Raw genomic sequence first — 12,651 nt, 5'->3', positions numbered from 1 at the left:
CGGGATCTCGTTCCGGAGGCGAGGATCGGCCGGGTGGGCTTACGATGGACCGTCATGAGCGAGAAGCACGAGTGGGTCAGCGTCACCCGGGAGGACGGGGAGACCGTGGGGTACCTCGAGCCGCTCACCGAGGACTACGACGTCGTCCAGCCCCGTACGCTGCTCGGTCATGCTCTGGGCAGCCCGGGGGAGTTCGAGGACGGGGAGCAGCGGTTGACCGCGCACGGCATCTCCGAGCTCGCCGAGCAGTGGGTGCTCGACGCCGATACCGAGGGTGAGGTCGCGGGCCTGACCATCGTGGAGCTGTCGCCCCAGGGTGTGCGACTGGCGGACTACCTGGCGACGAAAGGCCTGATGGCCACGGAGAACCTCGAGGTGGCCTGGCCGGACGTGGAGGAGCGCCTCAGCCGGAGGTGAGCTCCTTCCGCGCCGTCGGGACCGCGCCCGGGCCTCTCTCGAGAGGAACGCGTGACCCGCGCCGGCGAGACCGACGATCTCACCGCCGAGGTCGCCGCCCAGCACCAGGTGCGCGAGGACCGCATGCGCCCGCGGATGTCGGGTCGGACGATGGGCTGGGGCCCGTCCGAGCCGACCCGCTACCACCTGATCATCGACACCTCGCAGATGAGCCTGGACGGGACGGTCGAGAAGATCCTGGCTGCGGCGAGGGCGCAGCACGGGGAGTGAAGTGCCCCGCCGTCGATGTACCGGCGGCGGGCGCCTCAGGCTCGCACCCCACGGGGCCCGACCTGTGCGTGACCTTTCAGAGGTAACGCTGCACGGCTTCTCTGATCGAGTCGGAGTGCGCGTAGATCTCATCAGTGGAGTCGATGGGGTGGCGGGTCTCCGTCTTCGACTCGTCGAGAAGCCCCAGGTACTTCTGCTTCGTATTGAAGTGCAGACGAGCAACGGGCTTGCGATTGTTGTCGTCGATCAGAACGGCGAAGTAGGACTTCTGATCCCGATGGACGATGCGGTGCGGCTTCACCTCGCTGCACGCAATGGCCTTCGGGACTGATGCGCCATCAGGTGTCAAATGATCTGTGGCGCCCAGCGGCGTTGCAGGAAAGGATGTGCATCATGCCTGCTCCCTACCCCCAAGAGTTTCGAGACGACGTCGTCCGCGTCGCGAGGAACCGTGAACCTGGCCAGAAGCTCGCCGTGATCGCGAAGGACTTCGGGATCTCCGAATCCTGCCTGACGAACTGGATGCGCCAGGCCGACGTCGAAGACGGTGCCCGGCCCGGGAAGACCCGAGAAGACTCGACCGAACTACGTGATCTGCGGCGACGCAACCGGCTGCTCGAGCAGGAGAACGAGGTCCTGCGCCGCGCTGCCGCCTACCTTTCCCAGGCGAACCTGCCGGGAAAAAGCTCTACCCGCTCGTGAGCGAGCTCGCCACCGACGGGATCCCCGTCGCGGTGTCCTTGCGGGTCTTGAAGCTCTCCCGTCAGCCCTACTATCGCTGGCGGAAACATCAGGTCACGGAGGCGGAGGTGGTCGAGGCGTATCGCGCCAACGCCCTGCTGGACGCCCACCGCGACGATCCCGAGTTCGGCTACCGGTTCCTGGCCGGCGAAGCCGCAGATGCCGGCGAGCCAATGTGCGAACGGACCGCGTGGAGGATCTGCCGGGACAACCGGTGGTGGTCCGCATTTGGGAAGAAGCGCGGCAAGAACAGGAAGCGACCAGGCGCACCCGTCCACGATGACCTGGTCAAGCGGGACTTCACCGCCGACGACGTGAACGAACTCTGGCTAACAGACATCACTGAGCACTGGACCGACGAGGGCAAGCTCTACCTCTGCGCGATCAAGGACGTGTTCTCCGGCCGGATCGTCGGCTACTCGATCAGCGACCGGATGAAGGCCCGCCTCGCGGTCAACGCCCTGGACAACGCGATATCCAGGCGCCGCGACGCGGCCGGTTGCCTTGTCCACTCGGACCGTGGATCTCAGTTCAGGTCACGGAAGTTCGTGCACGCTCTGAACCGTCACCACCTCATCGGATCGATGGGCCAGGTCGGTGCTGCCGGTGATAACGCTGCAATGGAGTCGTTCTTCGCACTGCTCCAGAAGAACGTCCTGGATCGCAAACGGTGGCGGACCCGAGAAGAGCTCCGCATCGCGATCATCACCTGGATCGAGAGGACCTATCACCGACGTCGCCGGCAGGCCCGTCTGGGCCGATTGACCCCCATCGAATACGAGACCATCATGAACCCGACCGTCAGCCTGGCGGCCTAACCCCAGCTGACACCTGATGGCGCATCAGTCCCCATCTACGACGGCCTAGTGTTGAGTTAGGCACTCTGTACGCGCGGCGCGAATCCTGCCCGCTGGCACGGCGTTGGTTTGATCGAAGAAGGTCTCTTGTCTACCTCCTGAACCGCTGTGCCTCTCCGAAGCTCGTGGCACTCGCCTACTGCAGCTTCTCAACCCTGCTCAACCGGCCGAGCCATTCGATGAGGAGCTTGGTCTCCGCCCTGCCGAGGACATCTGGTTGTGCTGCAGCGAGCTCGATGGCAGTGGTGAGCGAGTCGTTGGCTCGTGTTCCCTTGCCGGTGATCGCCGAGATAGCGCCTTCACGGACAGTTTGAGACAGGGCAGGATCCGGCGCTGCCAGGATGATCTGGCGCAGGGTGACGCCGATGTTGGTCACTAGGATGTGCGCGGCAGCCTGCTCAGAGGGCACCAGAAGCCTGCCCTGTTCGGCGGCCCGCGCCGTGAGCGCGCGCAGGATCTCGCTGGGACGGGACTGCGCCTCGGGGGAGTGCCCAGGGCGGACCTTCCCGTACATCAGAGTGTAGAACCCGGGGTTGGCCAGACCGAAGGCGACGTGGGCATCCCAGCCGGCACGGATGTCCTGGATGGGATCGCCCGAGGACTCCATCGACGACTTCTCGTTCAGGTAGAGGTCGAACCCGTGCTCGATGACAGCGTCGATCAGCCCTTGCTTGGAGCCGAAGAAGTGGTAGAGCGTCGGCATCTTCACCCCGACTGCGTCGCACACCGCGCGCAGGGAGAACTCCTCGCCGGGGGCGGCGGCGATGAAGTCGGCGGCTGCCGCTATCAGTCGCTCCCGTGTATCGCTTGTCGGTGCTCCTGTCATAGTGCTACGTTAGCGTATGTAGCAGAGTAATACTGTTGCATACCAACGATATGGAGGGCTGTCATGGCCGATCACACGCTCAACGGCAAGAACGTCCTGATCGCGGGCGGCGCGAAGAACCTCGGCGGGCTGGTCGCTCGTCAAGCAGCCGAGGCCGGCGCGAACGTCGCGATCCACTACAACTCCGACTCCAGTCGCGCGGACGCGGAGCAGACGCTGGCCGCCGTCGAAGCGGCTGGAGGCAAGGGCGCGGTGTTTCAGGGGGACCTCACGGTTCCGGCGAACGTGGCCGAACTGTTCGCCGACGCTGAGGCGGCTCTGGGGACGATCGATGTCGCGGTGAACACGGCGGGCAAGGTGCTGCGCAAGCCGATCGTGGAGACCACCGAGGACGAGTACGACTCGATGTTCGACATCAACTCCAAGGCCGCTTACTTCTTCATCCAGGAGGCCGGCAAGAACCTCGCCGACGGCGGCAAGATCATCACCATCGTCACCGCGCTGCTGGCCGCGTTCACCGACGGCTACTCCACCTACGCCGGAGGCAAGTCGCCGGTGGAGCACTTCACTCGCGCCGCGGCCAAGGAGTTCGCCGACCGAGGCATCTCCGTCACCGCGATCGCGCCCGGTCCGATGGACACGCCGTTCTTCTACGGCCAGGAGACCCCGGAGCGGGTCGAGTTCCACAAGTCGCAGGGTATGGGCGGTCAGCTCACGAAGATCGAGGACATCGCCCCGATCGTCCGCTTCCTCGCCTCCGAGGGCTGGTGGATCACCGGCCAGACGATCTTTGCCAACGGCGGCTACACCACCCGCTGAGCTCGACCCTACGAAATAAGGAGCGCCCCATGGCAGCACCCACCATCCCCGAACCCGTGGCCTCGTTCATCACCGCGGTCAACGACCACGACGAACAAGCCTTCCTCGACGCCTTCGCTCCTGACGGGACCGTCGACGACTGGGGCCGCGACTTCACTGGGCGCGAGCAGATCAAAACCTGGAGCGACAAGGAGTTCATCGGTTCGCGCGGCACCCTCGCGGTCGAGGAGGTCGACATCGCCGCTAGCACGATCACCGTCATCGGCGACTGGCGCTCCAACCACGCGAACGGCCGCTCGAAGTTCGTCTTCGACGTCGACGGCGACAAGCTCGCGAAGATGACGATCCGCGAAGGCTGAGAGCCGGCACGAGCGTCTCGAGCGGGCGTCCAGCCAGTTGGACGCCCGCTCGTCGCTGTCGTCTTCGAGGCCCCCGCACCACACATACGAGGTTCACCAACCATGACTACCGTCCCGCTCGCCCGCATCGGGCACCGTCGATCCGAGGTCGGCCCCGTCGAGCTCTTCTTCGACCTGGTCTACGTCTTCGCCATCATCCAACTCTCGCACCTGCTCATCGAGCACCTCTCCTGGGAGGGCGCTGCCCAGACCATCGTGGTGTTCGCCGCGGTGTGGTGGGGCTGGAACTACACCGCCTGGGCGATGAACTGGCTGGATCCGAGCCGCACCCCAGTGCAGCTGCTCTCCGGGGTGCTCATGCTCGCCGCACTGGGCATGTCGATCGCTATACCCAGCGCCTTCGGCGACGGAGCCTGGCTCTTCGTCGGGTGCTACCTGTTCATGGGCCTCCTCCGTCCTATGTTCATGATGATCACCTACCGCGGCCACCAGCTCGCAGCCAACTACCGCATGCTGCTGCTGTGGACCCTGCTGGCCGGCATGTTCTGGGTCCTCGGTGCGGCACTGCCCCTCGAGTGGCGGCTGGGTCTCTGGTTGATCGCGGTGCTCATCGACTACGCGGCCCCGCTCGCCCACTACCGGATCCCCGGTATCGGCGCAGCCCCCATGCACCAGTGGGACACCGACGCCGAGCACCTGGCCGAGCGCAACCGTCTCGTCTTCATCATCGCCCTGGGCGAGTCCATCCTGCTCATGGGCGGCAGCATCGTCTCCCACGGGCAGCTCACCCCCGGCCTCGCTCTGAGCTTGATCGTCGGCTTCGCGTCCCTGTTCGTGCTCTGGTGGAACTACTTCGCCCTCGCTGGCCCTGATACCCACGGCGGGGACTCGTCAACTGGGGCTCTCCGATCGGCCTACGCCTATGCGCATGCTTTTATGGTCTTGGGCGCGATCCTCGTCGCCGTCTCCATCGAGCTGCGGCTCTCCCACGACCACCTCACGCCCGCAATCGTTCTCGTGACGGCCGCAGGTCCGCTCGTATACCTGGCAGGGAACCTGCTGTTCCTCCGGTCCCGATTCGGACGCCTCGCACGGTCACGATTCATCGCAGCAGCCGTGCTGGTGGGGATCATGATCGCCGCGATGCTGCTGATCGATCACCTGCCGGTGATTGCGTTGAGCGTCGCTGTACTCTCCGTGACGGCTATTCTCGCCGCCCACACCGCGTACACGACATCGAAACAGTCGGCGCTCGATAACCGGCGATGACCTGGCAACCTCTATCTGAGATCCTTCTGCGCCCGATCGCGGTGCTCAGGAGCGAGCGACGCGCTTTGCTTTTCAACTGCGATCCTCGGTCATAGCTGGCCGACCGCATCGCGGTGAGAATGCTCCTTTGCGTCGCCGGTGGCTATGCGCACCTGGTCTCGGCCGTGCACTGTACGAACGGATCAGAGCAACGCTCTGACCCGCGGGATGATTAGCGCTGGCAACTTGACTACTCATCGTCAGAGGTTGGTTTGTAGCGGAACTCGGTCGAGTCCCGGTTCGATGCCTGACAGGCAGGGCCGCGCTCACGACCATCTGCGCTAACTGGAGTGCAGGGCGGGATCGATGCGCATGGTGGCGGTTACCGAGGAGTGCTCTAGATATAGTTGGGCGCGACCCGGCGTCACTCCCATAAGGGGACAAGGTCTTGGCTTGCCGTCCGGAAAGAGATGTTGCTTCTTAACGCCTGCTCGGACTTCCAGATGGAAGTGGCTCTTCGTCCCGTCACTTCCCATCGCGGGCCGTGGTGCTGTTTCCTCCCGGCACCCTGAGCCCCTTCAATTGCTCGCGCCCGCGGGCTCGAGCTGTGCCTCGAGCCAGGCGTCGACGTCCGCCCGCCTCCAGCGGACAGCAGTGCCGATCTTCAGTGCCCGCGGCAGAGGCTCGCCGAGGGAACGCTTGCGGTAGATCGTCGACACAGACATACCAGTGAGCGCGGACAGCTCCTTCACGTCGAGCAGTGCGCCTCGTGAGTTCTCGTTCATCACCCGTCCTCCTTCTTTCAGAATCTTGTAACGTGTGCGCCACGCTATCACAGGTTACATATAACTGGTAGGCTGTTATGTATGGAGTTTTCATCAATCGCGCAGTCCGTCGGTGCCGCCGTCCGAACGTTTCGGCGTCAGCACGGGCTCACGCTCGAGTCCATCGCGTTGAGCGGCCGTCGGTACGGAGCGACGTGGAGCGTGTCGAGCATCCAGGCCATCGAGGAGGGGCGCGCAGCGCCGACGCTGCCCTCGCTACTCACGCTGGCGCTCGTTCTCGGGGAGCTGAGGGGTAGGCCGCTCACGCTCGTCGATCTCCTCGGGCCCGCCGAGGCATTCGAGAAGCCGGCTGTCGGAGACCAGGGCAGGCCGATCCCTCGGGCCGTGGTCGAGCGTGCCCTGCGTGGTGAGCCGGTCGAGGTCGCCGGCGAGGACCGCGCGCTTTTGCTGGACGCCCGCATCCAAGGCGGCGAACCGTTCGGCCGGCCCGGCGACCCCGCCGATGGCTTGAGCGCAGAACGGCTCTCGCGCGTCGACCTGGCGATCGAGTCCGCAGTCCACGGCCGCGGCGGAGCGCCGCTGACGGACGAGGAGATGTCCGACGCGCTCGACGAGCTGGTAGAGCAGAGCCAGCAGCCGCCGGAGCCCGATGGCGGCGAAGCGACGTCGCTTCCGCCGAGCCTCGCCGAGGCACGTGCGGCGAGGAAGCTCGAGATCGCTCCGGAGGAGCTGCAGTACCTCGCGCGCGCTCTCTGGGAGCAGGGTCTCGAGGCGGAGGCCGCCGAACGGGCAGGAGAGCGCAGTACGCCGCAGGCGCGGGGGCGAGTGACCCGCGTACTCGTCGCCGAGCTGCGTGAAGCGATCGAGGCGGGAATCTGATGGGCCGGCCGAGGCTCGAGATCGGCACCTACGGCAGGGTCCATCTCGTTGAGACGTCCGGGGGAGTTGGCGGGCGCGTACACGATATCGATTCGCCGACGGCAAATCCCGTCAGGTCGAGCGCTCCGGCACGAGTCGGACGAAGGCCGAGGCGGCGTTGAAGAAGGCGCTGCTGACCATCGAGGACAGCCAGGGAGGTGAATTGACGCCCTCGACGACGCTGCGGCAACTCGGTCAGCGGTTCCTCGCTCACAAGCGCGACCTCGAGCGGTCCGATGGCACCATCGAGACCTACGGCTACGCCGTGACCGCGCACATCACCCCGCGCCTGGGTGACCTCACCGTCGTCGAGGCCAAGCCGGACCGTCTGCAGAAGTTCCTCAACACCGTCCACAAGGAGTCAGGTCCAGGGGCGGCGAAGAACTGCCGGTCGACGCTGAGCGGGATGATGGCGCTGGCCGTGAGCAACGGTGCGGCCCCGCGCAATCCGGTCCGTGACATTGCGCGGATCAGTCAGGCGAAGGGCAAGAGGGGCTCCTCGGCGATCGAGCCGCAAGATCTGCCGGATCTCCTGAAGAAGCTGCGCGCCGCGCCATCGCTGATCGAGCAGGACACCGTCGAGTTATTCGAGTTCATGTTGGCCTCCGGTTGGCGCGTCGGGGAGGTCTGTGCGCTCGACATCGGCTCCATCGACTTTGACGCCGAGACTGCCGAGGTCGAAGCGACAAACGTTCGCGTGACGGGTCGGGGGATCGTCCGGCAGTTGGTGCCGAAGACCGAGTCGGCCTGGCGCGTCACCCCGCTTCCTCGGCCGACAATGGACCTCTTGCGTCGTCGCCACAAGAGGTTGAAGGACGACACAACCCTACTGTTCCCGACCGTGCTCATGCGCCTGCGCGACCCGTCGAACACGCAGCGCGAGCTGCGCGACATCCGCGAGTCGATCGGGTTCCCAAAGCTGTCGACGCACACGTTCCGCAAGACTGCCGCGACGATGCTGGATCGAGCCGACATGAGCGCGGCGGAGATCGCCGCCTACCTGGGCCACGCAAACCCGTCGATGACCCAGGACGTCTACATGAACACCCTCAAGGGGGACACGCGGGCAGGCTCGGTCATGCAGGAACAGCTGTCCGACTTGATCTGAAAGTGCGGGGTTTGTGCGGGGCCTCTGACTCTTAGAAACAGAAAACCCCCGGTTTCCGGGGGGTTTCGTGGCTCCGACCGGCGTCGATCCGGTGACCTTTCGATTTTCAGTCGAACGCTCTACCAACTGAGCTACAGAGCCGTGACCGCCGAGAGCGGCCGAAGCCCAGGTTAACAGGGTCCGAGCGCTGCACCCAACCGGCTCTGCGCAGTGAGAGGCATGCCACGGGCACGGCCGACGGACCCCGTCGGAGTGGGCCGCCGCCGGAGCCCCGTCCGCCGGGTTCCGCGGGTGCGGTGTCGCGAGCGCGCCCCGGGCGCTCTGGGTGGCTGCGCCGGGAGAGGTCCGTGAGGCCCGCGAGGTCCGCGAGATCCGCGGGGCCCGCCGGTCGCGCCGGTCGCGCCTGACGCGGCCGACGCGCCCGACGCGGCCCGGTCAGGAGACCTGGACGATGGCCTTGCCGAAGTTCTCCCCGCGCAGCAGTCCCCCGAAGGCCTCCGGGGCGCTGTCCAGACCCTCGGTGATGTCCTCGGTGTACCGGACGCGGCCGTCGGCCACCCACCCGGTCATGTCGCGCAGGAAGTCCTCGAACATCGCCTCGACGAACTCGCGCTGGATGAAGCCGCGCAGGGTGAGGCTCTTGGTCAGCACGGCGCCCATCAGCAGCCCGGAACGGTCCGGCCCCTCGGGGAGGTCGGTCGCGTTGTAGGTCGCGGCCAGGCCGCACACCGGCACCCGGGCGAACTCGTTCAGCTGCGGCAGCACGGCGTCCCACACCGGTCCGCCGACGTTCTCGAAGTACACGTCGATCCCGTCGGGCGCGGCCTCGGCGAGCCGGCCGGGCAGGTCCGGGGCGCGGTGATCCAGGGCCGCGTCGACGCCGAGCTCCCGCAGTCGGGCGATCTTCTGCTCCCCGCCGGCGATGCCGATCGCGCGCGCCCCGTGGATGCGGGCGATCTGGGCGACGGCGGAACCCACGGGGCCGGTCGCCGCGGCCACGGCGACGGTCTCGCCGGGCTGCGGCCTGCCGATCCCCAGCAGGCCCGCGTAGGCGGTGAAGCCGGGCATGCCCAGCACGCCCAGGGCGGTGGTGATCGGTGCGGCCGCGGGGTCCAGGCGGCGCAGGCTTGCGGCCGGTTCGACGCTGTACTCCTGCCAGCCGCCGTAGGACAGGACGACGTCGCCCGGGGAGAAGGCGTCGTCCGCGGACTCGACCACCTCGGAGACGGTGCCGCCGACGATCACGTCCCCGATCTCCATGGGGGCGGCGTAGGACTTCGCATCGCTCATGCGCCCGCGCACGTAGGGGTCCAGGGAGACGTAGCGGGTGCGCAGCAGGACGTCGCCGGGTCCGGGGGAGCGGATCTCGACGGCGTCGTGCTGGAAGTCGTCGCGGCCGGGTTCGCCGTGCGGCCTCGCGGCGAGGCGGATGCGGTGGTTCAGCGTGGGGGTGCTCATTCCTCGAGCGTATGCCCGTGCCTCCGGTGCGATGTGGCCCCGCCCCGCGTGCGATGAGCCACGACGGGGCGGGCCCTGGGCCGACGGGGGTCTGCGACGCCGACGGGGTCCACCGCCGTGCGGCCCGCGGCCCCCGGACACGACGAAGGCCCCGGAACAGGTTCCGGGGCCTTCATCTGCGGCGACCCTGACCGGACTTGAACCGGCGACCTCCGCCGTGACAGGGCGGCGCTCTAACCAACTGAGCTACAGGGCCTTACGTTTTCTCGGCGCTCGCGCGCTTCGACCTGGACAACTCTACCGGACGTTCTCGGGGCTTCGAACCACATGGGCTGTGAGCCGCCTCGCACTCCGGTCTCCTCCGCTCCGTCCGCCGAGCGGTCGGAGTACCCCCAACGGGATTCGAACCCGTGTCGCCGGCGTGAAAGGCCGGTGTCCTGGGCCTCTAGACGATGGGGGCCCGAGCAGAGAACTGCCCGGGAAGAGCATACCCATCCTGGCGGCGTCGCGCCGAGGCCAGGACCGCGGATGCGGCGTATCCGACACGGCCACGCCGGGAACGCCATGGTTCGATGGACCCATGATCCGGATCAGCCGTGAGGACTTCGACGAGGCGGTCGACGACGCCCTGGACTCGCTGCCGGAGGAGATCGCGCGGACCATCGCCGAGGCGAACGTGGCGATCCTGGTCGAGGAGGAGCCCGACCGCGCGCAGTCCGGCGGCACCGAGCTGCTGGGTCTGTACGAGGGGGTCCCGCTGGACAAGCGCTCCGTGTTCGACGGTTTCGCCCAGCCCGACCGGATCTTCGTCTTCCGCGGCCCGCTGCAGCGCGTGGCGCGCTCCCGCGACCACCTGGTCGAGCAGATCGCGGTGACCGTCCTGCATGAACTGGGGCACCTGTTCGGCATCAGCGACGCCCGCCTGCACGAGCTCGGCTGGGGCTGAGCCTCACGTCGCGGCGTCGGGGCCGATCGCGGCTCCCGCGCCGGCCGCACAGCTCACTCCGCGGCGTCGGCGTCGAGGTCGCTGAGCCCGGCCTCATGGGCGATGATCGCGATCTGCACGCGGTTGGTGCAGTCGAGCTTCGCGAAGATCTTCGAGACGTGGGCCTTGACCGTCGCCTCGCTCATGAACAGCCGCATCCCGATCTGCGCGTTCGACAGCCCCGCGCCGACGGCGCCGAGCACCTCGGTCTCCCGGTCGGTGAGCTGATCGAGACCGGGGTGGCGGTCCTGGCGGGTGCCGGGGTTCGCCTCGGAGAAGTGCGAGAGCATCCGCCGCGTCACCGTCGGCGAGAGCATGGCCTCACCGCCGGCGACCACGTGCACGGCGCGTGCCAGCTCCTGGGGCGGGGTGTCCTTGAGCAGGAATCCGCTGGCCCCCGCCTCGAGCGCCTGGAACACGTACTCGTCCATGTCGAAGGTGGTGAGCATGACGATCTTGGGCGGGTTGGGCAGCGCCGAGACCGCCTTCGTCGCCGCGATGCCGTCGAGTCCGGGCATGCGCACGTCCATCAGCAGCACGTCGGGGCGGTGCTTCTGCACCAGGGTCACCGCCTCGGAGCCGTCGCTGCCCTGGCAGACCACCTCAAGGGCCGGATCGGCCCCCAGGATCATCGCCAGACCGGCGCGCACCAGGGAGTCGTCGTCGATCAGTCCCACGCGCGTCACGTCGTCATCGGCCACGGGATCACCGCCCTCACTTCGAAGCGTCCATCATCGGTGGGGCCCGACGTGATCGTGCCGCCCGCGTGCGACACGCGGGTCTCGATCCCCGACAGGCCCATCCGGGCCCCGGGCAGGTCCGTCGTGAACCCCTTGGGCAGTACATTACTGACCTCGATCACCAGTTCCGTGCCCGGCTCACCGATCAGCGCCACCCGTGCCCGGGTGTGCAGGGCATGCTTGTGGATGTTCGTCAGCCCCTCCTGCACCACGCGGAAGGCGGTGCGGGCGAGCTGGTCCGGCACCGGGTCGTCGATGAAGTCGAACAGGTCCACCGCGATGCCGGCATCCTTCGAGGTGGCCACCAGGCGCCGCACGTCCTCCCAGGTGGGCTGCGGGGCGAGCGGGGCCTCCTCGCCGTCGCTGCGCAGCACCCCCAGCACCTCCCGCAGCTCCGAGAGAGCAGTGGTGGCCGTCTGCCGGATCAGCCCCGCGGACTGCTGGACCTGCTCACGCTCGAGGGTGGGGTTGACCTCGAGCGCGCCGGCCTGCAGGGCCACCAGGGAGATCTTGTGGGCGACGATGTCGTGCATCTCGCGGGCGATGCGGGTGCGCTCGGCGCGGCGCGCCTGCTCCTCCGCGGCGGCCTGACCCGACTCGGCCTGTTCGGCGCGCTTCTGCAGCTGCGCCAGCAGCATCCGCCGTGTCGAGGTGTACATACCGGTGGCGGCCGAGGCGGCGACGACAAGCACCGTGACCACGATCCCCATGATCCCGACGGAGCCGGTGGCGCTCGCGGTCCCCGCCACCAGCGAGGGCACCACTCCGCTGGCGGCGGCGAGCAGCGAGACCAGCAGCGTGCGCAGCCGGTGGTGGCTGCGCGTGGCATAGGTGTAGGTGCCGATGATCAGGATCGCCAGCGACCATGTCCCGGCGTTCGCTATCAGGATCAGCGGCAGCAGCCACGGCCAGTGCCGGTGCCGCGCCAGCAGTGCGAGACCGAGCACGACGGTGGCGGCCGCCCGCCACACGTCCTGGGCGGTGGAGCTCAGGACGACCCCTAACACCACCTCGGCCAGCACGACGGCGAGGAGCAGCACCTCCTGCCAGATCCGCCGCACCGGCGCTCCCAGTTCATCCACCCGGTCACTGTATCGGCGGCGGCCGCGCACCTGACTCC

At 67.5% G+C, this 12,651-nt stretch carries 14 protein-coding genes, 3 tRNA genes and 1 pseudogene; 9 read left to right on the top strand and 9 right to left on the bottom strand.

What is annotated here, in order from left to right:
• Positions 1–54: 54 nt before the first annotated feature.
• Both BH708_RS09265 and BH708_RS09260 read left to right on the top strand, forming a co-directional pair.
• On the top strand, positions 55–417 hold the full coding sequence (locus BH708_RS09265; RefSeq protein ID WP_076808305.1) for a hypothetical protein: 363 nt from the start codon (positions 55–57) through the stop codon (positions 415–417).
• Positions 418–468: 51 nt separating this feature from the next.
• Positions 469–687: a hypothetical protein gene (locus BH708_RS09260; protein WP_076808303.1), complete on the top strand. Its 219-nt coding sequence runs from the start codon at positions 469–471 to the stop codon at positions 685–687.
• Between the two features lie 76 nt (positions 688–763).
• Here the strand turns inward: BH708_RS09260 and BH708_RS09255 are convergent.
• Positions 764–1,015: pseudogene (locus BH708_RS09255) on the bottom strand (restriction endonuclease); the annotation flags it as partial.
• A gap of 65 nt (positions 1,016–1,080) precedes the next feature.
• Between BH708_RS09255 and BH708_RS09245 the strand changes: the two are divergent.
• Positions 1,081–2,246, top strand: a protein-coding gene (locus tag BH708_RS09245; RefSeq protein WP_253705564.1) for an IS3 family transposase whose coding sequence is annotated in 2 segments (ribosomal slippage) — positions 1,081–1,365 and positions 1,368–2,246 — 1,164 coding nt in all. Because the reading frame shifts where the segments join, the coding sequence is not laid out codon by codon here.
• Positions 2,247–2,421: 175 nt separating this feature from the next.
• On the opposite strand, the gene BH708_RS09240 is transcribed toward BH708_RS09245, so the two are convergent.
• A complete protein-coding gene (locus tag BH708_RS09240) occupies positions 2,422–3,111 on the bottom strand; it encodes a TetR/AcrR family transcriptional regulator (RefSeq protein WP_076808298.1) in 690 nt (229 codons plus the stop codon).
• Between the two features lie 63 nt (positions 3,112–3,174).
• Between BH708_RS09240 and BH708_RS09235 the strand changes: the two genes are divergently transcribed.
• The 3 genes from BH708_RS09235 to BH708_RS09225 all read left to right on the top strand — a co-directional run bounded on the left by BH708_RS09235 (position 3,175) and on the right by BH708_RS09225 (position 5,558).
• The gene (locus BH708_RS09235; protein WP_076808296.1) at positions 3,175–3,930 is read left to right on the top strand and encodes an SDR family oxidoreductase; all 756 of its coding nucleotides are present in this window, start codon (positions 3,175–3,177) and stop codon (positions 3,928–3,930) included.
• A gap of 29 nt (positions 3,931–3,959) precedes the next feature.
• A complete protein-coding gene (locus BH708_RS09230) occupies positions 3,960–4,289 on the top strand; it encodes a nuclear transport factor 2 family protein (RefSeq protein WP_076808295.1) in 330 nt (109 codons plus the stop codon).
• A gap of 102 nt (positions 4,290–4,391) precedes the next feature.
• Positions 4,392–5,558 (top strand): low temperature requirement protein A, encoded by a 1,167-nt coding sequence (locus tag BH708_RS09225; RefSeq protein ID WP_076808293.1) that lies wholly within the window; start codon positions 4,392–4,394, stop codon positions 5,556–5,558.
• 557 nt (positions 5,559–6,115) lie between these two features.
• Here the strand turns inward: BH708_RS09225 and BH708_RS09220 are convergent.
• Entirely contained in the window at positions 6,116–6,322 is a 207-nt protein-coding gene (locus tag BH708_RS09220) for an AlpA family transcriptional regulator (RefSeq protein WP_076808291.1), read from the bottom strand.
• Between the two features lie 201 nt (positions 6,323–6,523).
• Here BH708_RS09220 and BH708_RS09215 point away from each other — a divergent pair, with 201 nt between their 5' ends.
• A complete protein-coding gene (locus BH708_RS09215) occupies positions 6,524–7,201 on the top strand; it encodes a hypothetical protein (protein WP_157235836.1) in 678 nt (225 codons plus the stop codon).
• 157 nt (positions 7,202–7,358) lie between these two features.
• Entirely contained in the window at positions 7,359–8,348 is a 990-nt protein-coding gene (locus tag BH708_RS09210; protein ID WP_076808288.1) for a site-specific integrase, read from the top strand.
• Between the two features lie 68 nt (positions 8,349–8,416).
• Here BH708_RS09210 and BH708_RS09205 read toward each other — a convergent pair.
• The 4 genes from BH708_RS09205 to BH708_RS09190 form a co-directional block, all read right to left on the bottom strand.
• Positions 8,417–8,489, bottom strand: a tRNA-Phe gene (locus BH708_RS09205).
• A gap of 294 nt (positions 8,490–8,783) precedes the next feature.
• Positions 8,784–9,806 (bottom strand): NADP-dependent oxidoreductase, encoded by a 1,023-nt coding sequence (locus BH708_RS09200; RefSeq protein WP_076808286.1) that lies wholly within the window; start codon positions 9,804–9,806, stop codon positions 8,784–8,786.
• Positions 9,807–9,988: 182 nt separating this feature from the next.
• Positions 9,989–10,062, bottom strand: a tRNA-Asp gene (locus BH708_RS09195).
• 131 nt (positions 10,063–10,193) lie between these two features.
• Positions 10,194–10,266 (bottom strand) — tRNA-Glu (locus BH708_RS09190).
• A gap of 120 nt (positions 10,267–10,386) precedes the next feature.
• On the opposite strand from BH708_RS09190, the gene BH708_RS09185 reads away from it, so the two are divergent.
• Positions 10,387–10,752, top strand: coding sequence for a metallopeptidase family protein (locus tag BH708_RS09185; RefSeq protein ID WP_076808284.1), 366 nt, complete (start codon positions 10,387–10,389; stop codon positions 10,750–10,752).
• 53 nt (positions 10,753–10,805) lie between these two features.
• Here BH708_RS09185 and BH708_RS09180 read toward each other — a convergent pair whose 3' ends face one another.
• Together BH708_RS09180 and BH708_RS09175 are read right to left on the bottom strand one after the other, a co-directional pair.
• Complete coding sequence (locus BH708_RS09180; RefSeq protein WP_216639514.1) at positions 10,806–11,492, bottom strand: response regulator transcription factor; 687 nt, start codon at positions 11,490–11,492, stop codon at positions 10,806–10,808.
• The gene (locus BH708_RS09175; RefSeq protein WP_076808282.1) at positions 11,474–12,613 is read right to left on the bottom strand and encodes a sensor histidine kinase; all 1,140 of its coding nucleotides are present in this window, start codon (positions 12,611–12,613) and stop codon (positions 11,474–11,476) included. The genes BH708_RS09180 and BH708_RS09175 overlap by 19 nt, the downstream gene beginning before the upstream one ends.
• Positions 12,614–12,651: the final 38 nt, after the last annotated feature.

Origin of the sequence: Brachybacterium sp. P6-10-X1 (assembly GCF_001969445.1) — a bacterium.
Taxonomy (GTDB): domain Bacteria; phylum Actinomycetota; class Actinomycetes; order Actinomycetales; family Dermabacteraceae; genus Brachybacterium.
This window is presented reverse-complemented; position numbering and strand designations above follow the sequence as displayed.

Bases quoted from the DNA above. Each gene is read 5' to 3' on its own strand.
- BH708_RS09225 (WP_076808293.1), top strand. From the start codon at position 4,392: ATGACTACCGTCCCGCTCGCCCGCATCGGGCACCGTCGATCCGAGGTC.
- BH708_RS09220 (WP_076808291.1), bottom strand. From the start codon at position 6,322: ATGAACGAGAACTCACGAGGCGCACTGCTCGACGTGAAGGAGCTGTCC.
- BH708_RS09185 (WP_076808284.1), top strand. From the start codon at position 10,387: ATGATCCGGATCAGCCGTGAGGACTTCGACGAGGCGGTCGACGACGCC.
- BH708_RS09240 (WP_076808298.1), bottom strand. From the start codon at position 3,111: ATGACAGGAGCACCGACAAGCGATACACGGGAGCGACTGATAGCGGCA.
- BH708_RS09200 (WP_076808286.1), bottom strand. From the start codon at position 9,806: ATGAGCACCCCCACGCTGAACCACCGCATCCGCCTCGCCGCGAGGCCG.
- BH708_RS09265 (WP_076808305.1), top strand. From the start codon at position 55: ATGAGCGAGAAGCACGAGTGGGTCAGCGTCACCCGGGAGGACGGGGAG.
- BH708_RS09230 (WP_076808295.1), top strand. From the start codon at position 3,960: ATGGCAGCACCCACCATCCCCGAACCCGTGGCCTCGTTCATCACCGCG.
- BH708_RS09235 (WP_076808296.1), top strand. From the start codon at position 3,175: ATGGCCGATCACACGCTCAACGGCAAGAACGTCCTGATCGCGGGCGGC.